This is a genomic window from Tardisphaera saccharovorans (assembly GCF_046635845.1).
Taxonomy (GTDB): domain Archaea; phylum Thermoproteota; class Thermoprotei_A; order Marsarchaeales; family UBA168; genus UBA168.
Window position 1 is genome coordinate 426237 of sequence record NZ_JAQQXN010000001.1, and the last position, 22618, is coordinate 448854.

Sequence of the window (22618 nt, forward strand, 5' to 3'; positions counted from 1 at the left end):
AAATGGCTCAGGCCCAAACATCTCATGAGTCAAGCGACGTTGTGCAGTGCGTTTGCGGCACCTACATAAGGAGCGCGGCGGATTACGGCCTCGTTTTCTTGAAGAAAGACCAAATGGAGATCGACATAATATGCCCCAATCCCGACTGCTATCTGCACGAGCTGGGCTTCATAAAGTTCAAGGTGGAGAACAACAAGCCGGAGCTGGTGGATGCCAGGTTCTACTCTCCTTTCTGCACGTGGAACGCTTCGAGAATGGGAAAGGAAACCATGGAGAAAAAACTCAGGGAGCATCTGATATGGCTAGTTGAGGAGGGAGTCGATTGGAAGGGCGTGATGAGCAGCCTCAAGAAGTACGAGGATGAAAAGGCAAAGGCAGAGCTCGAGCGCCAGAAGGGACGCGCCGCCAGAGAGGGGACGGCGCCTGAGGAAGTCGTTAAGAAGGGAGGTGAGCGAAACGGTAATAGAGTACTCGGTTGAGGTCGAAAATCTATCTAAGACCTACGTTCTGGGAAAGGGGGGAAGCATAAAGGTCAACGCCGTTGAAGACGTATCGTTCAAGATAAAGCGCGGGGAGTTCATGCTTCTCATGGGTCCTTCCGGCTCAGGTAAGACCACGCTCTTCAACATGATAGGAGGCCTTGACAGGCCCACGTCGGGGTCCGTTTACATCGACGAGGTTGACATATCGAAGCTCGACGCCTATGAACTAGCTTGGCTTAGGAGCAGAAAGATAGGCTACATATTCCAAACTTTTAATCTCATTCCGGTGCTAACGGCCTTCGAAAACGTCGAGCTGCCCATGATATTCGCGGGTGTGGACAGGGAGGAAAGGGAGAAGAAGGTTAAAGACCTTCTGGAGAGGGTCGGACTCGGGGAGAGGATGAATCACAAGCCCAACGAGCTTTCAGGCGGCCAGCAGCAGAGGGTAGCCATAGCAAGGGCCCTGGCGAATGACCCAACCATAATCCTTGCTGATGAGCCTACTGGAAACCTGGACCTCAACACCGGGCTTGAGATAATAAATCTGCTTAAGCAGTTTAACAGGGAGAAGGGCGTAACCATAATGACGGCAACTCATGACCTTAAGCTCTTGGACGTGGCGGACAGAATACTTTGGCTCAGGGACGGAAAGATAGAGAGGATCGAGGAGAGGGCAGAAGTTGCCGTTGAGTCCAGCACGGAGCAGGGCGAGGTCAAGAGGGGAATGAGCAAACAGGTGATGTAAGTGTCTCAGAACCAGATATCGGCTCAAGAAGAGCAGGAATACGTCATAGAGGTAGTCGACCTTTGGAAGGTTTACGTTCTTAGCAGTGGTATAGAAACGGTGGCGCTAAAGGGCATAAACCTGAAGGTCAGAAAGGGAGAGTACCTGACGGTTATGGGTCCTTCCGGCTCAGGTAAGACCACGCTCTTCAACATGATAGGAGGCCTTGACAGGCCCACTAGGGGCAAGGTGCGCATAGATGGGAGGGATCTGAGCAAGTTTTCCGACAAGGAGCTGAGCTCGTTTAGAGCTCACAGGATAGGTTACATATTTCAGACCTTTAACCTAATCCCAACCCTCACCGCGCTGGATAATGTGGCCCTTCCCATGGTTTTTGCGGGAATTAGCAAGGCGGAGAGGCAGAAGAGGGCAGCTGAACTTCTGGAAAGGGTCGGCCTGAAGGATAGGATGGATCACCTTCCAACCGAGCTTTCAGGCGGCCAGCAGCAGAGGGTAGCCATAGCAAGGGCCCTGGCGAATCAGCCAAGCATCATACTGGCAGACGAGCCAACGGCCAACTTGGACCTCAACACCGGGCTTGAGATAATAGGCCTGCTGAGGGACCTCAACAAGGAGCTTGGCGTAACGGTGATAACTAATACGCACGACCTCAAGGTCATAGACGTGTCTGATAGGATAGCATGGCTGTCCGATGGGCAGTTCCAGAGAATCGAGGATAAAATAGAAGTGGAGATAGGGCCAAATGACGCCAAGATAAGGTATTGAGCAAACCGTAAAAAGCTTCCCGCTTTTTCTTTATCATGCCCTTTGGACTCGGGAAAAAGAGCAAAGAGCAGGGAATCGACAGGTCCCAGTTCCTCTCGTCATATCCCGTAAGAAATCCCGTTGTGGTGACCAGGAGCACGGAAGAAGGAACCGTGGAGCTTGAAGTCCCTCTCAAGAAGCCGTCTAAGTGGGTCAGCTTGCTGCTGAATCCTCCAGACAAGAAGGTGGTGAAACTCGACGTGCTGGGAACCTTTGTGTGGCAGAGATGCGATGGTACTCACACGGTGCAAAACATAATAGACGATATAGCGAGCCAGTTCAAGCTTACTAAGGCCGAGGCGGCAGTTTCGTTGAGCGAGTTCATGAAAGACCTATCGAAGAGAGGACTCATAGCATTCATGATAACCGACATAGCGCAGCGCGCGGCCGAAAAGCCAGAGACAGGAAAGCCGCGCTCCGCGGAGCAAGGTCCCGCGAAAGTGGGCGAAGGTTAAGGCCTTTTTTTGGCTACATCACCGTACATTACTTCAATTGCCCTTACAGCACCGAGCAGCTTGGTCTTGAAGCCTGGAGAAGGCAGGTAGAAAACGCTTATGCTCACGTTCAAGTCGGCCCTGTCCTCGGCCTTTTTAACGGCGACCTCAGCTCCAACTGGATCTATAAGCTTTATGAGTTCAATGAGCATGGGATCGGAGTTGAGTTCCTTTGCGCTGGGGCCCACGAACTGGGGTGTCCGTTTTATGTAACCCTTCCACGTCAGCTCGGCGCTTGCCTCTCCCTCGTAGCCCTTCTTCACACCAATTAGTACCCAGTTTACTTCCCCTAACGTCAGCTCCACGGGCACGGAATTGAAGAGGAGCACGTCTAATGGAGAGTCCTTGAGCTCCATGCTCACGAAGTCCTCATAACGTTGCCAATTCTTTACTCTCTCCTTCAGGTAGGTGATTATGACGGGTGTGTAACTCACGATAAAATGTAAGCTCACAAATTTAAGCGCTCGGTGCTGTTCGAGCTTGCTCGGCAAAGTTAAACGCTTAAATTTGAAGGAAGGAGAGCGATATGTGGTTTTTGGAGGAGGCGATAGGAACTGCACGGTGCTAAGGGCTTGGTGATCCTGCTCTTGCTTGCGGTGCTTTTGCCCTCTGGATCCGCTCAGGCCTCCAGTGGCATAACTGTTAACGTGGCCTTCACTCCTCAGGAGAGCGACTTGGGATATCTCGTGACGGCATCCATAGCTTCAACTGGGATAAGTGCAATCCCCGAGAACTTGAGCTGGACGGCCGCCTACAGCAGGGTCTTTTATCAGTCTGGCCTAAATTACTCTCAGGGAGGGTATGACGCCTTTCTTCTGTCCGAGGTCTTGTCTCCCTCGGTGAACCCCTTTAACCCGATTTACAGCTTGGTATCGACCTATGTGCCATCGGTTGCTGGTAACCTGAGCAAGTACGAGGAGACTGGTTTTTCCCTTTACCTTCAGGCGGCGCTCGACACGATAAGCGAGAACAGTTACGAGATTCCCCTGTTCTACGCGCGCCCCCTTTGGGCCTTGAGCCCCCAGATAAGTGGTTTCAATCCCACGCTTTCAGCTTACTTTCCCGAACCCTGGCTCTGGAGCGGGACTCAAAATGTTACCTACATCGAGTACGGTCCTGTCCCCTCAACAGTTCTACCCATGTTTGGCGCTACTGGACTCCCGGCTTACGCGGTCTTCCAGCCGCTGGTTATTCCCAGCTCGAGTGGTTATGCCCCGTGCCTCGCGGTCAACTGGACGCAAAGCAACTCGACCACTTGGTACGTTTACCTCAGAAGAGGTGTGAGTTTTCAGAACGGTCAGCCCATGACAGCAGACGACGTGGTTTGGTCGATTAAGGCGGTACTTGACCCCTTGACCGGCTCGACAATGCGGCAGCTCTACGGGACGGTCCTGGGAAATGCGGTCAAGCTCGTGCTGTCTAACGGCACGACCTACTACACAAACGGAACGTCGTACGTGGGACAGGTAATCGCGGTGAACGACCACGAAGTCGAGTTCGTGCTTCCCAAGCCCTTTGCGCTTTTCTATCCTGTCTTTCTGAGTAACGTCTTCGTTTATCCCATGAACATCTTGGCAAAGCTAGGAGACGAGGGGCTTCTTGGCAGCGAGTTTTCCTTGGGAAGCGCGGCGGTTGGGACCGGTCCATATGAGATCGCAGGCGTGGTTCAGGGTACCTATGACCTGAAGGCCTTCTCGGGATACTGGAACGGAACGCCTAACATAGATCACATCGAGGTGGTCTACTCCGAAAGGGGAGTGCAATACGAACTCAAACTCATGAACCAAGGAGGTGCCTACGTGCTCTCTTACGAATTTTGGCCTTATCAGTTCTACAGGTCAATTCCCAGAGTTCACTGGGCCATAGGGCAGCCAGTGATTTACGTTGGACTGATGCTTAACCTCAAGAGCCCCATCTGGGGAACGGGCACCGCCCTGCCGTCATCAAAGGTGAACCCCACGGCTAGTGCTACCTACGCTACGGAGTTCAGGGAAGCCCTTTCTCGCGCCATCCCCACGAGCTACCTCTGCGAGGCCTTTTTCAGGGGCCTTGCGGAGCCAGCCTCTTCCCCGCTGGTGCCTGAGGAAGTCTCGTGGTCAGGGGCATCGATGCCCAAGCCAGCGACGTATAACGCGACCGCAGTTCACGACTTGATGGAGGCTGTAGGCTATAACCTCACGGTTTCCCCCATAGCCTTTTCCGTAGCACCCTGGTCACTGAATGAAGGAAGCGCCATAAGGCTTTACGGATACGTCATTTACAACGGCACCCCCGTAAGAGCCGGTCAGATAACGGTCATGGCTGGCAAGCCCTTCAAGGTGGTCCAGAAGGTCCAAAGCAACGAGTACGGGACTTTTAACGCCACCATGTATCCTCCCAGCGGTAACTATTACATAGAGCTCAGTTATCCGGGTAACGTCACGTCGTACGGCGTTGTCCCTCCTCTTTCTTCGGCCGTTCAAGGCCCAATAAAGGTCGTGAACTGGTGGGAGCAGAACGTCATATACGTAGTCGTGCTGGTGCTGCTCATGGTCCTCCTTATCTTCCTAGTTATTCACGTTGCGTCGAGGCACCGGTAGTAAGGGGGACTTTGTGATGTGCTTAAAACTCCGTAGTGGCCTAGGCTAAAAATCGTGAGGTTTTGCAGCTTCCATCTTGGTTTATGACCGTCTTCTTGAGCTCCGACGGAGCTCTCCAGAGCTTCCCATCATAGCTTAGTTCTGATCCGTCATAAAGCGTTATGCTCCCGGTTCCGAAGGCCTTTGCCTCTCCCTCGGTGGGTATCACGTGTCCTTCCCTGATGAAGATCGGGTAGGGCATGTCTGAGCTTATCCAAGCTGGCCCCTCGATCACCTTGCAACTCCAGAAGTCTGCCCACTTGCCCTTTGGAAGGTAAACTTTCCTGGAGCCTTCGTATATCTGGGGTGCGTAAAGGAGACCTGACCCAACCATGTACTCATCAAGGATGCCGTACGTTTTGGGGTCGTCTTGGAACTCGTAGAGGAGGGGTCTGACGATCGGGTGCCCGGTTTCATGAGCTTCCCTTGCCAGCGAATAGATGTAGGGTAAAAACTTCTGCCTTAGCGCTATCGCCTCCTTTATCTCTTCCTCGTTGTAAAAGCTGAAGGGCTCCTGGTCGTTTCCCGACTTCTCCTTGTGATTTCTGTAAAGCGGGAAGAACAAGGCGGCCCTGTAGTACTTGAGGACCAGCGATGGGTTGCTTCTTCCGGCAAAGCCTCCCAGGTCGCAACCCACGAAGGGAATACCCGATATGGAGAGAGAAAGCACCAGGGAGAGCTGCAGGGGTATGGCCTCCTCGGTGCTGGAGTTGTCTCCAGTCCATATCATGGCGTACTTCTGTATGCCCGCGTATCCCGCGCGGCTCAGCACAAAGGGCTTGTCGGTTATGGTCTTCAGGGCTTCATAGGTCGACATTGCCTCGAAGTAAGGGTAGGCATTGCGCACAAGCTCATGCCTTATCTTTCTCCCATCGTCGAGCTTGTGCACGACAGGGCCGCGGAAGTCGTGCTCCTGCGTCAGGGTGGCAGGTTCGTTCATGTCAAGCCATATGCCATCGACGCCCTGCTCAGCCCACTTCCTTATCTCGGATCCCCACCAGTTCCTGCACCCGTCATTGAAGAAGTCCGGAAAAACGCAGGTGCCCGGCCACATCCTGTCAACGTAGAGGTTTCCGTCCTGAAGTTCGCAGAAGTGGCCCATGCCGCTAAGGAAGGGCTCGTATCCCTGCTCCGCCCTTATGGCGTGATCCACGATGGTCACGACCTTAACTCCCGTTCTGTGGGCTTCTTCAAGCATGCGCTTTGGTTCTGGAAAGCTCTCCCCCCAAGTGAAGTCCTTATACTTTTCCATGTAGTCTATGTCGAGGTAAATGGCGGCTAGGTCTATTCCCTTTTCTTTGTGCTTTTTTATTATGTCGATCACGTAGTCCTGCGGGAAGTACGTGTACCTTGACGCTTGGTAACCGAACGCCCAAAGCGGGGGATCGAGTGGCTTTCCAGTGAGCTCCACGTATTGCTCGACAACCTCTTGAACGGAAGGGCCGTCGAAGACGAAGAGCTCAAGCTCAAGCTGCGGAATCGTCACGATTACCTGATCGTAGCGCGTTATGCCAAAGTCAAAAGTCATCTTAGATGGGGAGTTAAAGAAGAATCCCCTTGCCTTCCCGTTTTCTATAGAGATGAAGAATGGGATGGATACGTACATGGGATCTGTTCCCCAGCGGTAACCGTACGCGTCCGTGTTCCACATGACCACCCTCGTCCTGCGTCTGTCTAGCTCAAAGGCCTTCTCGCCCAGGCCAAATAGGTGCTCGTCGATTCCCAAGGGCTTTGTGACCGTTAGGGAATCTTCCTGCTCCTTAAAGGAAAGCCCAAGGTTTGCGATCAGTTTCTGCTCGTCAGGAGCCCCGCTGAAGTCGAACCTAACTACTGGCTTAGGGTTGTTTATTGAGATCCTGTGGGTTTTTCCCTTCGTTTCAACTGATATTTCGGTCATAAGAATACGTCGGATTTGGCTTTACGCTTTCCCCGTCGGTAGAACACGTCGTGCTTTCCGGATGGGCAAAAAGACGCGCGTGCCACGTCGGTCTCCATCTCGAGGCACTCTCCCCTCAATTTGACGCTTCTTATGGCTCTGGGCCTCCGCAAGGCGTTTAGCTTGGTTACGAGATCGGAAAGAGCGGGCGCCGCGCTCCAATCCATGCATCTCCGGTTATCCGGGTCTGCGTTCCCTTCCATGGGTATCTCATCTCCGTAGTACAAGAGCGGCGTGCCCGGCAAAAAGTAGATGAGTACCAGCGCGGCCCTCATCTTATCTTTTAAAAGCGTGAAGGCCCTCGGCGTGTCATGCGTCCCTAAGAAGTTCCAAGAGTGGAGCGCGAAGGGGCGAGGGAACAATCTTCTCTGCTCAAGGATTACCTCTCTGAGATCTCTTGCGCTCGTCTGCCCCTGGAAAAACTTCATGATGGCATCCCACAACTGGTAGTTCATTACACCATCGACCGCGTTGAACCACATGTAGGGCTTTTCCCATACCTCGGCTATGATCGGCTTTGCGACGTAGTTCTTCAACTCCCATAGGCGGCACGGCGGTATGCCGGAAGCTACGTCTATCCTGAACCCATCTACGCCGAAGGTTGACCAGTGCCTGAACACGTCCTTCATCCATTCTCCGGCGCCGTTGTAGTTAAGCTTCGGCATGGATTTAGCGTTGGCGAAGGTATCGTATCCTACCTCGTCCATGTAATACCACTCCCTGAACTTGCTGCCCCGAAGTGCCTCAAGGAAGTAGGGAGACCTTGAGCTCGTGTGATGCACTGGCATGTCAAGTATGACCTCAAGGCCCAAGCTGTGGGCTTTGCTGAGGAAGAGCGAAAAGGCGGCGTTCCCGCCCAGGTAATCGTCGACATTGAAGAAATCCATCACATCGTACCTGTGATAAGAGGGCGACAAGAATATGGGCGTCAGGTAAACGGCCCCAAAGCCCAGTGCCTTCACGTGATCGAGCTTGTCTGCCATGGCCCTTAGGTCTGCTCCCTTTCTCTCTCTTCCCTGATCTCCTTCCTGATCTCTCACCTGCCTTTCTTCCTGGGTTACGCAAAGGAATCTATCCACGAAGATCTGGTAAATGGAGGTAAAGTCCCTTTTCCGGCGCTTTGCCCTGCTTTGCGGGATCACGAGCGCGTTTTCGCTTCCCTGAGGGTCCGGATCTAGCAGCTGCTTTCCATCGATCTCATAGTGATAGCTGTACCTCCCAGGAGGAAGGGCGATGTTCGCGCAGATCTCCTGCCCGCACCACTTCAGCTCAACGGAGCCCCTGCTGTGAGCGTTAAAATCCCCTATCACGTAAGCTGACCTCCTGAAGCTTTCCGGCCTTGAAAACCTCACGAAGTAGTACCCATCACCCCTTTCCCATATGCTCACTGGCATGCTTAACTAATATCGGTTGGCTTTTAGCCCTTGGGACAAGGGTTTTATTTCAAAGCGAGAAGATCATATGAGACTTGCTTGGGCTTTTCTTGCGCTTTTACTGCTTCCCCTTCCGGGTGTCCTTGGCCAAGCCAGCGGTAACTTCGTCTTCTACGCCGATCCAGTAGCCGTCTCCGCACGCGGCGTCCTGCTTTACTCGTCGGCGCCGTTCGTGCTGGGCATCTATTCCTCGGGAAAGCTCGTGAACACCTTTATGCTTCCGGCTGGACAAAGCCGCGTAAGTCTTCCGCCAGGTGATTATCAGCTCAGAGCGGCAAGCAACGGGATAACGAGAAGTGCTGAGGTCGACGTCGTGAAGGACCCTAAGCCCATATACGTAGCAATCGTTTGGCACGACCATCAAGCACCGAACTTTTATCCCAATGGCACGTTTTTCTCCAATTACGCTTTCTATCATGTTTGTTCCGACGAGCTCCAGCCATACTACCGGTACGGGGTTTACGCTTTCAAGGCGCAGGCTCTCCTTAACAATCCCGGCATAAACGTATCAGAGGAGGTATCTCCTCCTCTCTTGCTTCAGTGGGAAATCGCGACGAGCAAAGGATATGAATACCAGGGTTCGTACTATCCTCCTAATGGCACCTGCGCCAAAGAGGTTCGCTGGGTCATGGACACTTTTCTCAACCTTTCCAGAGAGGGAAGGGACGAGTGGTTAACCAGTTTTTACGCCCATCCTATCTCCGGATACATATTATCCCGCTACGGTTGGTTCAACCTGATGAAGGAAGACCTGATCATGGGAGAGAACATAACGGATTCGTTTACTGACGTTACTCAAAAGGGGGCGTGGTTGCCGGAAATGGCGTTCACGATGAAGGACGTGGACCTCTTGAACGAGAGCGGGATCAGGTTCACGGTACTCTCCTATGGCGAGTACCTGGGAGCTAAGGCTGGCCCCGGATATAAAAAGTCATCGCCTTTCCAGCCCTACGTGGTCGAAGACCCCAGTACCGGGAAGACCATTGTGGCGTTTTTCAGGGACTCCGCCATATCTAACTACATAGCTTTTCAGAACAACGATGCCACCGCCCAGCAGGCAGCCCAGTCCGCTGAGGTTGTCGTTCGCATGATCTACAACGCCACAAATGGAACGTCTGGAGTTGTGACCATTGCCTTGGATGGGGAGAACTGGATCTTGGACTCGAGATATCCGTATAACTCGGCGCTCTTCCTCAACGACTTTTACGCCTTGCTGGACGAAGAGGAGGCCGAGGGCGTGATGGAGACGGTCACTCTTCAGCAGGCCCTGGAAAAGGTGCCTCCAACGCAGGTGTTGTATTACGTACCAACGGGTTCATGGGTTGACATGAGCTTCGCGAAGTGGACAACGCAGGCGCAGAGCGTGCAGCAGCCCATGTGGGATGAGCTCAACGCAGCTCACTCCGCGTACAAGGCGGCTCAGCTGCTTGGTGCCAATTTCTCAACCCTCATGAAAGCTCAGATAGGGCTTTTCCACGCGTCGGATTCCGATTACTACTGGGCGGAGTACGTGGACCCAGGCCCGGTATCGGTGTGGTGCAAATACGTGGAGGGCCTTCTTCAGCCAGTTCTTGGAAAGGAAAACATAACGGTCTCGGCCTACTCAGGGGGACTGAAAGTCCGCGTCGCTAACGGCTTAGATCGCGAGGTGAACCTCTCCGTCATAGTGGGCGGGACGTTTAGGCCCGCAAACGGAACCGCGCCCTTTAACTACACCGTTGCGTTGGCACCGTACTCGTCCGCCACCCTCGCCTTCAGGGGAAGCCCGGGAAGCAACGCCACCGTGCTGCTGGCCGCTTCGCGTTATCCATTTAAGAGCGTATCCCTGATCGAGCCCTCGTACTCTTTCATACTGATTTACGCCGTTGTCGTGATCGGTCTCGTTACATTGATCGCGGTCTACTCTCTGAGGAGGCGCAAGGCGCTGAAGTCAGGTTCGACTTACACTTAAACGCGATGGTGATTGAAAGGTATGCAGCGCGCCGCAAGGCTTGTGGTTGCCCTAGTTGTCATCGGCCTCGTGGTTACAGCTTCGCTTGTGGTTCTTAGGAGGGGAGGAAATCACTTCTTGGGCTACACGAGGTATCCGGACTTCCTTTTGTTGAGTAACTGGTGCAACGAAACGGCCTGGATTTCCACAGGCAACGAGGATCCCTATTTCCCGGGGTACAACCTCTCAGTTCAGAGCCTGTACTGCGGTCATTACGGGCTGTTGCCAGTGAAGCTCTACGTGCTCACCGGTGGAAAAACCTCGGGTGCCGAGCTCAACCTCAGAAACGAGGTCTTGGTAAACGGGAGCGATGGAACGACTCGCTTTATCTTCCCTCCCTCCTCAGACCAGCTGGACGTCTCGCAGGACCTCTTATCTGGACCAGTAAAGGTGCTCTTCGTGGAGAAGACGGCCTATCCGGTAAGGTACTCCATGGGACAATCGGCTTTAACCCTGCTCACGCAGCCTACCATAACGCTGTACATGCCGGAAGGGGAGTTTCTTGCGTCTTTCAGTAACGGTGAGTTTCAGGTTCTGGCGGAGTGTCCAAGCTCCAACGCGACCCTGGGCGTGGTGATAGGAAGCTCAGTGCCCATGGGCCTTGCTGCCGTCGAAAGCCTGAACGCCAGAGAGGTAGAGGCGTGGCTCAATTCATCCAGAAAGCCAGATTTGGAGGGAGACCTTCTGAGCCTTTACTACAGGTCCCTTCTGCTGATAAAGGATGACCAGAATCCCTATCTTGGTTGCTTCGTGGCGTCACCCTCTCCGCCTTACTTCTACGCTTGGGTCAGAGATGGGTCTTTTTCAGCTATGGCCCTTGCCGATTCTGGACATATGAGCTCGGCCCTCAAGTATTGGAAGTGGATGGCAAGTGAGATCGTGAGCAGCGGCCAGCAGGCCGGCACCTGGTATACCCGCTACGATTTTTGGACAGGTTCTCCTGACGAAACTGCGCCTACGGAATACGACAGCATAGGGCTCTTTCAGCTTGGAGTTTGGCAGCTCTACCTAGGCTGCGGGAACGCCAGCGAGGTGAGGCCTTTGATACCGGCCATAAACTCCTCGCTCACGTGGGAGCTCCGTCAGGTCAAGTCGACGGGCCTCGTACCGGAGGACGCCAGCGTGTGGGAGGATGATCACGCCTACAACTTCTGGACTGAGGCATTTGATGATATAGGAATTAGGGACTCCGCGCAGCTTTACTCAGCCCTGGGAATGAAGGCGGGCTGGGTCCTCCTTCTTTCGCGGATGCTGAACTCCAGCATGGCTCCGTTCTACGGAGCTCAGGGGTTCGCGCAATATGCGCTACCTAGCAAAAGCGGGCTTCAGGCCTACGAGATCCCCGACTCCTCGCTAATAGCACCAATCGATTACGGCTACGTATCGCCTACGTCGCCGGAGGCGGTGGCCACGGTGACGGCAGCAGAAAGGTACCTGACGGTAAAGGGAGGGTTGGCCAGGTTTCTAGGAGACACTTACCATTACGGCTGGGATAGTACGGGAAAGATGCCGCCATGGATAATAACGACCATGTTTCTGGCGATTTATTACGAGCAGGTGGGCAACTACACAGGAGCCCTATCGCTCCTCGAATGGTGCGCCGCGCACCAGCAGGGAGGGCTTCTACCCGAGGCAATTGACCCCAACTACGGGAACCCACTGCCCACGACGTCACCATTGACGTGGTCAGCCGCCATGTACGTTATAGCCTCGCTTGGCTACGCCCCTCAGTAAAGCTCGAGCCTGTAGTACAAGTAACCCAAGATGAGGCCATAGGCGACGGCCGTGATCGCGTTTACGGCGACGAACGCGCCCAAAAGGGCGAGGCCAAACTTCTCGTAAAGGTATACGTCTGCCATGTTGAAGAGAAAGAGCAGTATTCCCATGGCCACGCCCTTGAGAGCGGGGCTCCTCCCGGGTATGCCGTTGTACTTCCATCCGTATATGAGACCGAAGAAGGCACCAAACACGACGGCGGAGGATAGCGTGGACACGATCGAGCTTTCCAGCATAGGAAGCGTTGGCGCTAACCCCAGAGCCCTTTCGACGGTTTGAGCCGCGAAGATGCTCACCAAGGATATGTACGACGACTGACCAAGGCCGTAGACCAGGCCACCTGTGGCGCCGGCTAAAAGCCCCGATGTCTTGGAGCCCATAAGATAGTCCCGCTCCGCCTTTTATGCATCTCTGAAGGGACTTGCTCGAGCGACGCCCGAGACGCGCTTGGTTTTCGTCCGCTTGCTGGCGAACCTGGGAAGCGACCCAGTGGCTGTTGGCAGCCGCCCGCATGAGAGGCCGAAAGTTCCCGTAAAAGCGACGCCTCGCGCAAGCCATGAGCGCCCCCCAATGTGCGTTGCCCCGAATAAACATCAAGACGACGACTAACCCCCTCTTAAGAGCGTTAAGCTTATGTGCCTCTGCCTCCTAAGAGTGACCACAAAATGGCCAAATGTCCTTATGACGGCACGGAAGTGCCAACCCCAACTAAGACATGGACCATGTTGGGCAAGCCCATGGGAGGAAAGAGGGTAAAGCTCACGAATGGCATATTCCACTGCCCGACCTGCAATAGGAACTTTAGGGCCGTGGTGAAAAAGGAAATAGTGCCTGCGTGAGATAACTTAATTTTTTTCTCCTTTTGCTATGGGTATCCCTCAGCACAAGGGAGGCCCGATACCGCTTAACGCGCACGCAAGGCGTGGCGCCATGCCTCATCGCGCGATTCTCATCATCGGGTGCCATCAAAAAGGGATTAAAAACCGCAATTCGGCCGCGCTCGGGAACGAAAGCATGGGAGAAGTTGCCCCGACATTTGGGCGGTGATTGAGCAAGAACGCGTTCATGGGTTGAGGAAGCAGGATAAACCTCCGCTTAGCGTTCTTTCCTTGGGTTATTTTGCCCAAGCGCACGGAGCTCTGCTGGTTGTGCTCAGATTCCGCGCTCAGACATCCGCCTTTAAGACAAGGCCCCTTCTCTTAGATCGTCTCCGTCCGGCTAGGAACTCCATCTGAACTATCCTATCCATTACCTCGACCACTTGCCTTTGAAGCTCCTTCAGCCTTGCCCGATAGTCCTCGTCGTTGATCGTTCCCCTCTTGTGTTGTTCTTCAAGTTCCTCTATGTCTCTAGTGAGTTCCTCCTTCCTCATCTCGAGCTGCTTGAGGGCTTCCTCGGGATCTAACTCGTCCGACATATGAAATACGCGCGGTGGCTTTTAAATATGGGATTGGCTTGGTTGATTCGTCCGCTCGCAGGTTGAAATGCCCGATAAGTCTAAAGCTCGGGCCGCTTGGAAACAGAGTGATGAGATTGGCATACGAGCTGGAGTTTAGCCATGATCGCTTTGCCGTAAGGGTGAAGAGTAAAGGCGAAGAACAGTTAATTATTGAGGCGCCCTACCAGTTGTCTGATGCCGTTGAGGCGGACGGCAAGCTGACTTTTCACATGAGCGCAGGGCAGGACAAAAAGATAACGGCGGAGGTCGTAAGGCGTGAGGCGAGCGCCTCCTTCTCCCTTGAGTCAGAGAACGACGTGGAAATTGCCCTTTCCTTCAGGACGCAAAAGGAGGTCTATGGGGCCGGCTTTCTGGTTCCCCAGCACTTTCCCCTCGAGGGTGAGCTTAAGGTCGACTCGTTTCCGGCGGGCAACGTGCAGCTCCCATACGTCTTCACCTCATCTGGGGTCGGTCTCCTTTTCATGGATTATCCCCAGCTCTCGGTCTCCTTCAAGAGAGATGGCGAGCAGAGCGCGCTGTTGACCAAGAAGATAGGAAGAAAGCTACGCTTCGAGCTCCTCTTGGGGAAGAACGTGAAGGATCTCTACGGCATGTTCATTGAAGAGGTCGGAAGACCGGCGTCGGCCCCCTCGTCCTTCCTCTTTTCCCATCCCATCTACAGCACGTGGGCTGAGTACAAGAAGGCCGTTGATCAGGACAAGGTGCTCTCCTACGCCCGCGGCGTCTTGGACAGGGGCTTCCCCGTTGGAACGCTTGAGATAGACGACAAGTGGGAGGTTCACTACGGTGACTTCACATTTGACGCTCAGAAGTTTCCCGACCCCTCAACGATGGTGAGGAGAATTCACGAGATGGGATTCTCGGTGACCCTCTGGGTTTACCCCTTCATAAATGTCGAGTCCGAGAACTACGAGCTGGCGGCCAGGCAGGGATGGTTGGTGTCGGACGGGGGTTCTCCGCTCAAGGTCAGGTGGTGGAACGGGGAGGCTGGCCTCATCGACGTAACGAATCCGAGGGCCAGGGAGTGGTTTAGGACCAAGCTCCTCGTCCTGCAGAGGGATTACGGCTTTGACGGGTTTAAGTTCGATGCCGGTGACGCGGGATTCTTCAAGGAAGGGGCCACGAGCTTCGCCGGGGTAAGGCCATCGGAGTTCACGGACGCTTACATGGGATTCATAGCTGAGAGCTTTGGGCAGACCGCGGAGACGAGGGTGAGCACCTTCTCCCAGCGCCTTGGTCTCCTCACAAGGCTTGGCGACAAGGACTCTAGGTGGGGCTTGGACAACGGCCTAGCGTCGGTGATCACGTCGACCCTGACCTACTCCATGCTGGGCTACCCCTTCGTGATGCCAGACATGATAGGGGGAAACGAGTACAGGGATGAGCGGTGTGACCACGAGCTATTCACCAGATGGGTTGAGGCATCAGCGCCCATGCCCGCGATACAGTTTTCCATAATTCCCTGGAGGTACGATGAGAAGACCACGGCGCTGGCAAGGGAGTACGCCTGGTTCCACGTGACCATCTCGAAGCTCACGCTGAAGCTTGTGAAGGAGGAGACGCTTAAGGACGGTTCGCCCCTCATAAGGCCGCTCTTCTTCGATCACGAGGGGTACTTTGACTTGGCTGATGAGTTCACTCTTGGCGATCGCTTGCTCTTCGCTCCCGTGGTTGAGAGAAGCGCCAAATCGAGGGGAGTCAAGCTTCCAGACGGAAAATGGATTGACCTGTGGACCGGAGACGAAGTGGTTGGCCCTGCAGCGGTGGAGTGCGATGCGCCGATTTACAAGCTTCCTGCTTACGCCAGAAAGGGAGCCATTGACGAGCCCCTGCTCAAGGAGATCAGGGAAGGTATCGAAAGGATAAGGGCGTTGGGCGAGGGAGCGTGAGGCGAGCCCCTCGATGGCTCCTTTTGCGAGCGCTTTTTGCGATCAGCCCCGAGCAGTTCAACCGATGCTTGAAACCTTTGGGGGTTCGGCCATCGCCTCAGCCCCAATTGCGGTCGCGAGGCTAACCCAAAGCCAGCGCTTGAGCCTATGCGCTGATGGAAGAGGCCGGCCACTTGAGCTTTTTATCTTTCCGATGATCAGGCGGCGGCGAACCAGCGATCACGGGAGATGGGGCCTAGGCTTGAGGTGGGCGATTTTCAGCGCGTGGCGCAGCGATCGAGGGCGAAGACCTGGGCGCAAGCAGCGCGAGGCCGCAAAATGAGGGCTACAGGTTTAAATCGCGACGGCGATGATAATTGGTAACGAATTTGAGAGCGGTGTGGCTTCTTGCTCCTGGGAAACTGGAGATGCGGGAAACTGAGGACATCGAGCCGGGAAGGGGAGAGGTCAAGGTGAGGGTTAAGGCTGTGGGCATATGCGGGAGCGACGTCAATTATTACAACGGGATCAACTCTTGGGCGCTTCACACAATTGGGGACAACCCCCTTTTGCCTCCCTCCATACTTGGGCATGAGGTGGCCGGAGAGATAGTGGAAGTTGGCGAGGGAGCGAGGAGAAAGGTCGGAGAGAGGGTAGGGATAATGGCCATGTTGCCGTGCAACGAGTGCGAGCAGTGCAGAAGGGGGCGGTACAACCTCTGTTCTCATGTATTGCACATGGGACACGACGGAAATTGGTCTGGGACCGGCCTCCCGCACAACCCCGGAGGATATGCGGACTACGTCACGGTCAAGGATTTCCAAGCGGTTCCAATCCCTGATTCAGTTTCTTACGAGGACGCCACGCAGCTGGACGGCACGGCTGTTGCGGTCCATGCGCTCAGGAGGGCAAACATATTTCCCGGAGATACGGTAGCGGTCATAGGCGCTGGCCCCATTGGGCTCCTGGCGCTGCAGGTGGCCAAGGCCTATGGCGCCGGAGGGGTGATGGCCGTGGACGTTGAAGAGGCACCGCTTAAGGTGGCCAAGGAACTGGGTGCCGACATCGTGGTTAACGCGAACGAGGAGGATCCGGTGGAGGCCGCAAGGCAGTTTAGCCCAGGCGAGAAGTACGACCAAGGGGTGGACCTAGTGCTTAACACGGTTGGAGGAGAAACCGCCGTGGAGGGGCTGAAGATGCTCAGGAGGGGAGGGAAGGAGCTCCTCTTCGCTGGCCTTCTGCACACCCTCAAGGACTTTGACATGATGCTGCTGGGAGGCGAGAGGGAGTTAACCAGCACGGCCAACAACCAACCCGAGGATTATCCCATAGGAGTAAAGCTCATGGGCGAGGGGAAGGTCAGGGCCAAGCCCTTTATAACTCACGTCTTCTCCCTCGATGAGTACCAGAAGGCCTTCGAGGTCTCCCTTAACAAGGGAAAGTACGGGGCCATAAAGGTAGTCATGAGGCCCCGAGGGCGAACCGGGCCCATCGCTTTACGTACTTGGTTAAGTCGTTCGGGCAACCCTTTTCTCTCACGCGTAGCCTTGGTATACCGCGGGACTCGTAAGGCTTAGATTTTCGAATTCAACTTGGAAGCTGAATTGCGTTGGGGTCGGTCCCCTTAACGCTGACGAGGAGCTCCTAGTATTCAGGTTGGCAATTGCCCTCTGCAATAGGGGACGCCACCTAACGATTGCACAAAGCGCACGGGTCCCTGGGAAGTGCGGCGAGGTGCGGTAATCAAGGGGCGGTGGGTCACGCGCCAGGCCTTTAGGAAGAAGGCGTGAGATGCCCACAACGCCGCCGTAATAGGTCATGCGGGCGAGAAGCCCGTGAGCGTGAGGAGCGTCGCGATTTGCTGGGTTTTGGCCTGATGGTTCCGAAGATGTCGCGGGTTGTAAGCCCTCGGGAGCGCGCTGAATGACCGTCGTTCCATGCTTATAAGTTGAGGTGACTATAATCGCGGCCAAAATGAAGGCATTGGTTCTGGAGGATGTCGGTAAGCTTGCCGTTAAGGACATACCCGAGGCGAAGAGAGAAAAAGGTCAGGTGCTCATAAGGGTCATGAGAGGAGGTATATGCGGCACCGACCTTCACCTCTGGAAGGGGCAGTGGAAGGCCAACCTGCCGTTGGTGCTTGGCCACGAGATATCTGGTTACGTGGAGGAACCAGACGACGAGGGGGTTTTCAAGAGGGGACAGCACGTTGTGTTTGAGCCCAACGTCATCTGTCATCACTGCTACTTCTGCAGGCTGGGAGAGCCAAACTACTTCTGCACCAACCTGAAGGGTTTTGGCGTTGAGATGGATGGGGGGTTCACTGAGCTCATCTCGGTTCCTTTGGAAAACGTCTACGCCGTTCCGGACTCCATGAGCTGGGAAGAGGCCGCTACCGTGGAGCCTTTGGCGTGCGCGGTGAGGGGAATAGACCGCCTTTCCATGAAGATAGGAGACAGGGTCGCGGTGGTCGGCGCTGGGCCCATGGGCATACTCATGATACAGCTGGTGAAGATGATGGGGGCAAGCAAGGTGCTGGCAGTTGAGCCGAGGGACGACAGGAGGGAGGCGGCACTCAAGTTCGGCGCCGACGAGGTTGCAACGCCCCAGGAAGCGCTAAAGAAGGCGTTGGAGATGACCGATGGGATTGGAGTTGATAAGGCCATTGAGGCCGTCGGCCATCCAGCGGCCATAGACACGGCTTACCCGCTTGTGAGGAGGGGAGGGACCCTCGAGATATTTGGGGTTTCTCCTCAGGACGCCAAGTGGACCGTCAGCCCCTTTGACCTGTACAACAGGGAGCTGACCATAGTTACCTCCTACAGGAGCCCGCTGACCTTCGAGCGGGCCATACAGGTGGCAGCTTCTGGAAGGATCAACTTAAGGGGAATGGTGACCCACGTGTTTCCCCTTGAGAGGGCGCCTGAGGCCTTCGAGATGCTGGAGAGAGGTGAGGGGAAGGCCATAAAGGTCGACCTCGCGCCCTGATCGCCCAAAACGTCGATCTGCTTACGCCGCCTTGTCTTTATGGCCATGCGGATAAAATCGGCGCTTTCTTCGGAGCTTTCTCCGTAAACGGCGAGCAACGCGCGAGCCTACTTCGAGGCAAGGAAATCTCTGCTTGAACTACATTCAGGTGATCTCTGCTGTGAGGGCGTCAACCGTCGCTGCACCCTTACCCCCTTTTCTTTTTACCTATGAAGTGCCTATCGGAGCTATTCCTCGCGCCGAATTGCGCGCTATGGCCAAGGCAACGCCCCCTATAAAAAGGCGTCGGTTGCTTTGTCGATCATAGAAAACCAAGCGAGTGCGGTTGCACTATGTGCATGCCGCCATCCACGAAAAGCGTGGCGCCGGTCACGTAAGAGGCGAGATCAGAGGCCAAGAAAAGTATGGTGTATGCCACCTCTTCGGGAGTTCCAAACCTCTTGAGTGGGTCGCCGCGGGCCAGCTTCTCGTATCCTATCCTGTAGTCGCCTCCGAACATCTCCCCCATCTTTTTCCTGTTGTGAGGGGTGTCGATCGGGCCCGGTGCCACCGCGTTTACCCTGATTCCGTACTTGGCGAGCTCCACGGCCATTTCCCTGGTCAGGGTGATCTCTGCGCCCTTGGTGGCCGGGTAATAGGCGTTGAAGCTTTCGGGGTTAAGGCCCTGCACCGAGGAAACGTTGATCACGCATCCCTTGGAAGCCTTGAGGTAATCCAGGAACGTCTTCACGGTGTTGAAGTAGGCCAGCACGTTCACCTCATCCATCCTTTTGGCTTCGTCCAAGGATAGCTCCTCGAAGGGCTTGTCCACCTCCATGGCGGCGTTGTTAACTATGATGTCCAACCTTCCTAACTGCCTCACCTCGTCCTTCAGGCCCTCAATGGTTTTTTCCGAGGAGATGTCCCCGACCACGTAATGGGATGGGTAGCCCTTCTGTTGCAGGGATGAGTGAACTCCTATCACGTACCTATCGGTAAGCGCGTTGAGTATGACCTCCGCACCGCTCTCGGCGAACTTCTCCGCTGTGGCCCTCCCTATGCCCTCTCCCGCCCCCGTGACAAGAACGACCTTGCCTTTGAAGCTTATTTCCATAGTAATTTTCTGCGTTGGGATATAAATGCCTGACCCGTGAAGTCCGTCCTCTGGAAAGCGCCCGGTGAGCCCTTGAGGTCTTACGACACGCGGATCGTACTGGCTATGCGCGAGCTTGCATTTAAGGCGTCAGGCTAACGCTCTAGCCGCGACTTATGAGGGTCGGCGATATGTGGCCGTGAGCGTCACGCTCACCGATGGATCTGCCGATACGCTGACGTAGGGAGCGGGATCTGGTACCACGATCTTGGAGTTGCTCTTGAGCTCGAAGAGGGACGTCGCGTCCTCGTCTTTGACGTTCGCCCTTTCCCTTAGCTCCACGCGCGCCCCCTCCTTGACCCCGGTCACCATGAGCAGGAGGGATCTGGCTCCTCCTACGAAGTACCACTTGCTGGGCGACTGTCTTGTCTGACTTATGGCCTTATCGGAGAGCACGCCGTAGCTCTCGTTTTTGAACAGCTCAGGCCCTACCTCAACTTCCCATATCTCGTGCGCGTATCCTTCCCTAGAAGTGCTGGGAGTAGCGCTCCAAGAGTCCCTGAACGCCGCGAAGAAGAGCTTCGGCTTTCCGTCTGGCTCAAGGGTGTAGTGAGGGTGCCCGACCTGAACAAACTCATCGCTAAGTCCTAGCAACGGCATCAATGAGCCGTGCAGCAATCCCACCTGGGATAGAAAGCCGGAGTAAATGTCGTCTAAGCTGGGCCCAAGGAACGAGTGCAACAACCACTTGTTGGTGGCATCCTCCTCGACAAAGGCAGCCAGGCGAGGCACGGTGACTAGATCAAGGACATCGTTGCTCTCTCCCCACTCAGCTGCCACGCCCATCTCAGTGAACTTTACCCTTTCGGAGTCGTCGACGTCGGTTATCTGACCTAGCACCAGGTCTTGGCCGCGGGGTATGATGGTCAATGCGTCATGGTTTTTGCCGTAGCATCCGAGGGGCCTTACTGGGATCGAGTGATCTCCAACTCCCTCCACTATCTTCCTGTAGGTTATGAGGGTCCAATCCGGCCTAAAGTAGTAGATGTAGCCGCCCTTCCCGTGAGTGGTGGTAAGGATGAATTGATCCCTTACGGCGTTGTAGATAGCTCTTACCGTGTTGTTGGTGTAGCTTTCTCTCTCGGGAAACTCGCTTGGGATCACCCTCTTCAGCGTGGAGCGGTCCAAGCTTAGGTCCTTCATCATTTGGGCAGCCCATATCTCTCTTCTCATGCCAGTCGGGTCGCTCCACCCGGTGAAAACCAACCAGTGCTTGTCCCGCCTTACGTCGTAAACGACGTTTGGCGTACCAACTCCTCCGACTAGTCCCTCTATTCCCTCGTAAGGGGTAAGGACCTTCTTAACGATGGTCATAAGCGGATGGTTTCACGCCGATTTACGCGTTGTGGTTGACGGTCTTAACGGCACGGAAAAAGCTTCCTGAGGGAAAGGCAAGCTAAAGCGAGCACGATATGGACAAGCAGAGCGACTAGCAACTGATCGGCAATGGGTAAGGATCCCCGTCGAGTTAAAAAATCTGCCCTTGCTCTTGCTCAACCATGCGTTACGCTGGAACTCATGCTCAGGCTCACACTTAAATGCCACAGTAAGTGAAGTTTGATGGAAGCCCCTGAGCTCAAGCAGAAAATTTTTGAGTTACTCAAGAGTGATGAGGAGTTTCGCTATGCCGTCGCGGGGCTTCTTGGCTTGCAGGAGATTATCAAGAGGCTGGAGGTAACCGAGGCCGCCGTAAAGGAGTTGACTGAAAGGGTTGCGAAAACGAACGAAAGGCTGGAAACCAACTTATCCTCCTTTGAAGATCACATGAACAGGCTTCGCGAGGACATGCAGAAGGGCTTTGCTAGGTATGACGAGCAGTTCGAGAAGGCTTGGCAGCTCAACAACCAGCTTCGCGAGGACATGCAGAAGGGCTTCGCGGCCCATGAAGAGGAGATACGCAAGCTCCGCGAGGACATGAACGCGGGCTTCGCGGCCCATGAAGAGGAGATACGCAAGCTCCGCGAGGACATGAACGCGGGCTTCGCAAGGCACGAGCAGGAGATCCAGCAGCTTCGCGAGGACATGCAGAAGGGCTTCGCGGCCCATGAGGAGGAGATACGCAAGCTCCGCGAGGACATGCAGAAGGGCTTTGCTAGGTATGACGAGCGGTTTGAAAGGATGGAGACCAAGCTTACCGCTCTTGGCTCCAGGTGGGGCATTGACTCTGAGGCCACGTTTAGGAATGCCATGCGCGGGCTCTTGGAAGAGGACTTTCACGTGAAGGTGCAAAACCTAATCTTAATCGACGACGAGGCCTTTGTTTTCGGGGCAAAGGGTGTTCCCATAGAGTATGACGTAGTCGTCACGGACGGCGGGGCCACGCTCATAGAGATTAAGTCTTCCGTGAGCCGCGATGACGTTTACGTTTTCCTCAGGAAGATCGAGTTTTTCAAAAAACGCATGGGAATGGAAGTGAGGAGGGGCATAATCGCATCTCCCTTCTTCGAAAGGGACTCGGCCGAGATCGCCAAGAAAAATGGCCTTGAGGTCTATACGGGCAGCAAGCCAAGCGAGCAAGAAGGCGAAGGCAGAAATGAGTGAAAGAGGGTAAAGCCGGCGGCTCGCGAAGCGCTTGACCTCATGCTTGGGCTCATGGCCATACTCCCTTGAAGATCGGCAAGAAAAGCAACAAAGCGGTGGCGCCTTTGGTGAGATCAACGCTTTGGTGGAAGGCGTCCTCAGCCCGCTTATGGGTCTTGAAAATCGCGTGCTTCCTTGTTCGCAGTGTGCCAATAAAGGCTTTCCAGCGGAAATGGGGCGCAAACGCTTTTCCGCGCTTTCGGTCATTGGTGAGGTGATCGCTTCCGTGATGGCGCCGAAAATGGCACCTTCACCCGCGCTTAAACGCGCAGGTCACCTTTCTGCAAGCGCTTAAAAAGCCCAGCGCACAGCT

General features: G+C 54.8%; 19 protein-coding genes. 12 read left to right on the forward strand and 7 right to left on the reverse strand.

Features of this window, described 5'->3' with window-relative positions:
* Positions 1 to 2 precede the first annotated feature (2 nt).
* From PRZ02_RS02140 to PRZ02_RS02155, 4 genes are read left to right on the forward strand one after another with little or no spacing between them, the layout of a single operon-like run.
* Positions 3 to 479 carry a hypothetical protein gene (locus PRZ02_RS02140; RefSeq protein ID WP_449464199.1) on the forward strand — a complete coding sequence of 159 codons (477 nt, stop codon included), beginning with the start codon at positions 3 to 5 and terminating at the stop codon, positions 477 to 479.
* Complete coding sequence (locus PRZ02_RS02145; RefSeq protein WP_449464200.1) at positions 448 to 1227, forward strand: ABC transporter ATP-binding protein; 780 nt, start codon at positions 448 to 450, stop codon at positions 1225 to 1227. Before PRZ02_RS02140 ends, PRZ02_RS02145 begins: the two co-directional genes overlap by 32 nt.
* Positions 1228 to 1992 carry an ABC transporter ATP-binding protein gene (locus PRZ02_RS02150; protein WP_449464201.1) on the forward strand — a complete coding sequence of 255 codons (765 nt, stop codon included), beginning with the start codon at positions 1228 to 1230 and terminating at the stop codon, positions 1990 to 1992.
* A gap of 35 nt (positions 1993 to 2027) precedes the next feature.
* Positions 2028 to 2486: a PqqD family protein gene (locus tag PRZ02_RS02155; protein WP_449464202.1), complete on the forward strand. Its 459-nt coding sequence runs from the start codon at positions 2028 to 2030 to the stop codon at positions 2484 to 2486.
* On the opposite strand, the gene PRZ02_RS02160 is transcribed toward PRZ02_RS02155, so the two are convergent.
* Positions 2483 to 2959, reverse strand: coding sequence for a hypothetical protein (locus PRZ02_RS02160; RefSeq protein WP_449464203.1), 477 nt, complete (start codon positions 2957 to 2959; stop codon positions 2483 to 2485). The two genes, PRZ02_RS02155 and PRZ02_RS02160, sit on opposite strands and share 4 nt — an antisense overlap.
* 141 nt (positions 2960 to 3100) lie before the next feature.
* Here PRZ02_RS02160 and PRZ02_RS02165 point away from each other — a divergent pair, with 141 nt between their 5' ends.
* On the forward strand, positions 3101 to 5104 hold the full coding sequence (locus tag PRZ02_RS02165; RefSeq protein ID WP_449464430.1) for an ABC transporter substrate-binding protein: 2004 nt from the start codon (positions 3101 to 3103) through the stop codon (positions 5102 to 5104).
* A 40-nt stretch (positions 5105 to 5144) separates the two neighbouring features.
* Here PRZ02_RS02165 and malA read toward each other — a convergent pair whose 3' ends face one another.
* Together malA and PRZ02_RS02175 are read right to left on the reverse strand one after the other, a co-directional pair.
* Positions 5145 to 7040 (reverse strand): alpha-glucosidase MalA, encoded by a 1896-nt coding sequence (malA, locus tag PRZ02_RS02170; protein WP_449464204.1) that lies wholly within the window; start codon positions 7038 to 7040, stop codon positions 5145 to 5147.
* Positions 7037 to 8473: an alpha-amylase family glycosyl hydrolase gene (locus PRZ02_RS02175; protein WP_449464205.1), complete on the reverse strand. Its 1437-nt coding sequence runs from the start codon at positions 8471 to 8473 to the stop codon at positions 7037 to 7039. Before PRZ02_RS02175 ends, malA begins: the two co-directional genes overlap by 4 nt.
* A gap of 67 nt (positions 8474 to 8540) precedes the next feature.
* On the opposite strand from PRZ02_RS02175, the gene PRZ02_RS02180 reads away from it, so the two are divergent.
* Together PRZ02_RS02180 and PRZ02_RS02185 are read left to right on the forward strand one after the other, a co-directional pair.
* Positions 8541 to 10463 carry a hypothetical protein gene (locus tag PRZ02_RS02180; protein ID WP_449464206.1) on the forward strand — a complete coding sequence of 641 codons (1923 nt, stop codon included), beginning with the start codon at positions 8541 to 8543 and terminating at the stop codon, positions 10461 to 10463.
* Between the two features lie 21 nt (positions 10464 to 10484).
* Positions 10485 to 12236: a glycoside hydrolase family 15 protein gene (locus PRZ02_RS02185; protein ID WP_449464207.1), complete on the forward strand. Its 1752-nt coding sequence runs from the start codon at positions 10485 to 10487 to the stop codon at positions 12234 to 12236.
* On the opposite strand, the gene PRZ02_RS02190 is transcribed toward PRZ02_RS02185, so the two are convergent.
* A complete protein-coding gene (locus PRZ02_RS02190) occupies positions 12230 to 12658 on the reverse strand; it encodes a hypothetical protein (RefSeq protein ID WP_449464208.1) in 429 nt (142 codons plus the stop codon). The genes PRZ02_RS02185 and PRZ02_RS02190 overlap by 7 nt on opposite strands.
* A gap of 285 nt (positions 12659 to 12943) precedes the next feature.
* Between PRZ02_RS02190 and PRZ02_RS02195 the strand changes: the two genes are divergently transcribed.
* On the forward strand, positions 12944 to 13117 hold the full coding sequence (locus tag PRZ02_RS02195; RefSeq protein ID WP_449462626.1) for a chromatin protein Cren7: 174 nt from the start codon (positions 12944 to 12946) through the stop codon (positions 13115 to 13117).
* A gap of 326 nt (positions 13118 to 13443) precedes the next feature.
* On the opposite strand, the gene PRZ02_RS02200 is transcribed toward PRZ02_RS02195, so the two are convergent.
* Entirely contained in the window at positions 13444 to 13695 is a 252-nt protein-coding gene (locus tag PRZ02_RS02200) for a hypothetical protein (RefSeq protein ID WP_449464209.1), read from the reverse strand.
* Between the two features lie 110 nt (positions 13696 to 13805).
* Here PRZ02_RS02200 and PRZ02_RS02205 point away from each other — a divergent pair, with 110 nt between their 5' ends.
* The 3 genes from PRZ02_RS02205 to PRZ02_RS02215 all read left to right on the forward strand — a co-directional run bounded on the left by PRZ02_RS02205 (position 13806) and on the right by PRZ02_RS02215 (position 18593).
* Positions 13806 to 15626, forward strand: a complete 1821-nt coding sequence (locus PRZ02_RS02205) for a glycoside hydrolase family 31 protein (RefSeq protein WP_449464210.1) — start codon at positions 13806 to 13808, stop codon at positions 15624 to 15626.
* A 356-nt stretch (positions 15627 to 15982) separates the two neighbouring features.
* On the forward strand, positions 15983 to 17182 hold the full coding sequence (locus PRZ02_RS02210; protein ID WP_449464211.1) for a zinc-dependent alcohol dehydrogenase: 1200 nt from the start codon (positions 15983 to 15985) through the stop codon (positions 17180 to 17182).
* Between the two features lie 397 nt (positions 17183 to 17579).
* Positions 17580 to 18593 carry a zinc-dependent alcohol dehydrogenase family protein gene (locus PRZ02_RS02215; RefSeq protein WP_449464212.1) on the forward strand — a complete coding sequence of 338 codons (1014 nt, stop codon included), beginning with the start codon at positions 17580 to 17582 and terminating at the stop codon, positions 18591 to 18593.
* A gap of 301 nt (positions 18594 to 18894) precedes the next feature.
* On the opposite strand, the gene PRZ02_RS02220 is transcribed toward PRZ02_RS02215, so the two are convergent.
* Complete coding sequence (locus PRZ02_RS02220) at positions 18895 to 19686, reverse strand: SDR family NAD(P)-dependent oxidoreductase (protein WP_449464213.1); 792 nt, start codon at positions 19684 to 19686, stop codon at positions 18895 to 18897.
* Positions 19687 to 19839: 153 nt separating this feature from the next.
* A complete protein-coding gene (locus PRZ02_RS02225) occupies positions 19840 to 21039 on the reverse strand; it encodes a hypothetical protein (RefSeq protein ID WP_449464214.1) in 1200 nt (399 codons plus the stop codon).
* 246 nt (positions 21040 to 21285) lie between these two features.
* Here PRZ02_RS02225 and PRZ02_RS02230 point away from each other — a divergent pair, with 246 nt between their 5' ends.
* On the forward strand, positions 21286 to 22266 hold the full coding sequence (locus PRZ02_RS02230) for a PD-(D/E)XK nuclease family protein (protein ID WP_449464215.1): 981 nt from the start codon (positions 21286 to 21288) through the stop codon (positions 22264 to 22266).
* The last annotated feature ends 352 nt before the right edge of the window (positions 22267 to 22618 follow it).

Bases quoted from the DNA above. Each gene is read 5' to 3' on its own strand.
- malA (WP_449464204.1), bottom strand. From the start codon at position 7,040: ATGACCGAAATATCAGTTGAAACGAAGGGAAAAACCCACAGGATCTCA.
- PRZ02_RS02140 (WP_449464199.1), top strand. From the start codon at position 3: ATGGCTCAGGCCCAAACATCTCATGAGTCAAGCGACGTTGTGCAGTGC.
- PRZ02_RS02215 (WP_449464212.1), top strand. From the start codon at position 17,580: ATGAAGGCATTGGTTCTGGAGGATGTCGGTAAGCTTGCCGTTAAGGAC.
- PRZ02_RS02180 (WP_449464206.1), top strand. From the start codon at position 8,541: ATGAGACTTGCTTGGGCTTTTCTTGCGCTTTTACTGCTTCCCCTTCCG.
- PRZ02_RS02230 (WP_449464215.1), top strand. From the start codon at position 21,286: ATGGAAGCCCCTGAGCTCAAGCAGAAAATTTTTGAGTTACTCAAGAGT.
- PRZ02_RS02195 (WP_449462626.1), top strand. From the start codon at position 12,944: ATGGCCAAATGTCCTTATGACGGCACGGAAGTGCCAACCCCAACTAAG.
- PRZ02_RS02225 (WP_449464214.1), bottom strand. From the start codon at position 21,039: ATGACCATCGTTAAGAAGGTCCTTACCCCTTACGAGGGAATAGAGGGA.
- PRZ02_RS02200 (WP_449464209.1), bottom strand. From the start codon at position 13,695: ATGTCGGACGAGTTAGATCCCGAGGAAGCCCTCAAGCAGCTCGAGATG.
- PRZ02_RS02185 (WP_449464207.1), top strand. From the start codon at position 10,485: ATGCAGCGCGCCGCAAGGCTTGTGGTTGCCCTAGTTGTCATCGGCCTC.
- PRZ02_RS02220 (WP_449464213.1), bottom strand. From the start codon at position 19,686: ATGGAAATAAGCTTCAAAGGCAAGGTCGTTCTTGTCACGGGGGCGGGA.
- PRZ02_RS02205 (WP_449464210.1), top strand. From the start codon at position 13,806: ATGAGATTGGCATACGAGCTGGAGTTTAGCCATGATCGCTTTGCCGTA.
- PRZ02_RS02175 (WP_449464205.1), bottom strand. From the start codon at position 8,473: ATGCCAGTGAGCATATGGGAAAGGGGTGATGGGTACTACTTCGTGAGG.
- PRZ02_RS02155 (WP_449464202.1), top strand. From the start codon at position 2,028: ATGCCCTTTGGACTCGGGAAAAAGAGCAAAGAGCAGGGAATCGACAGG.
- PRZ02_RS02190 (WP_449464208.1), bottom strand. From the start codon at position 12,658: ATGGGCTCCAAGACATCGGGGCTTTTAGCCGGCGCCACAGGTGGCCTG.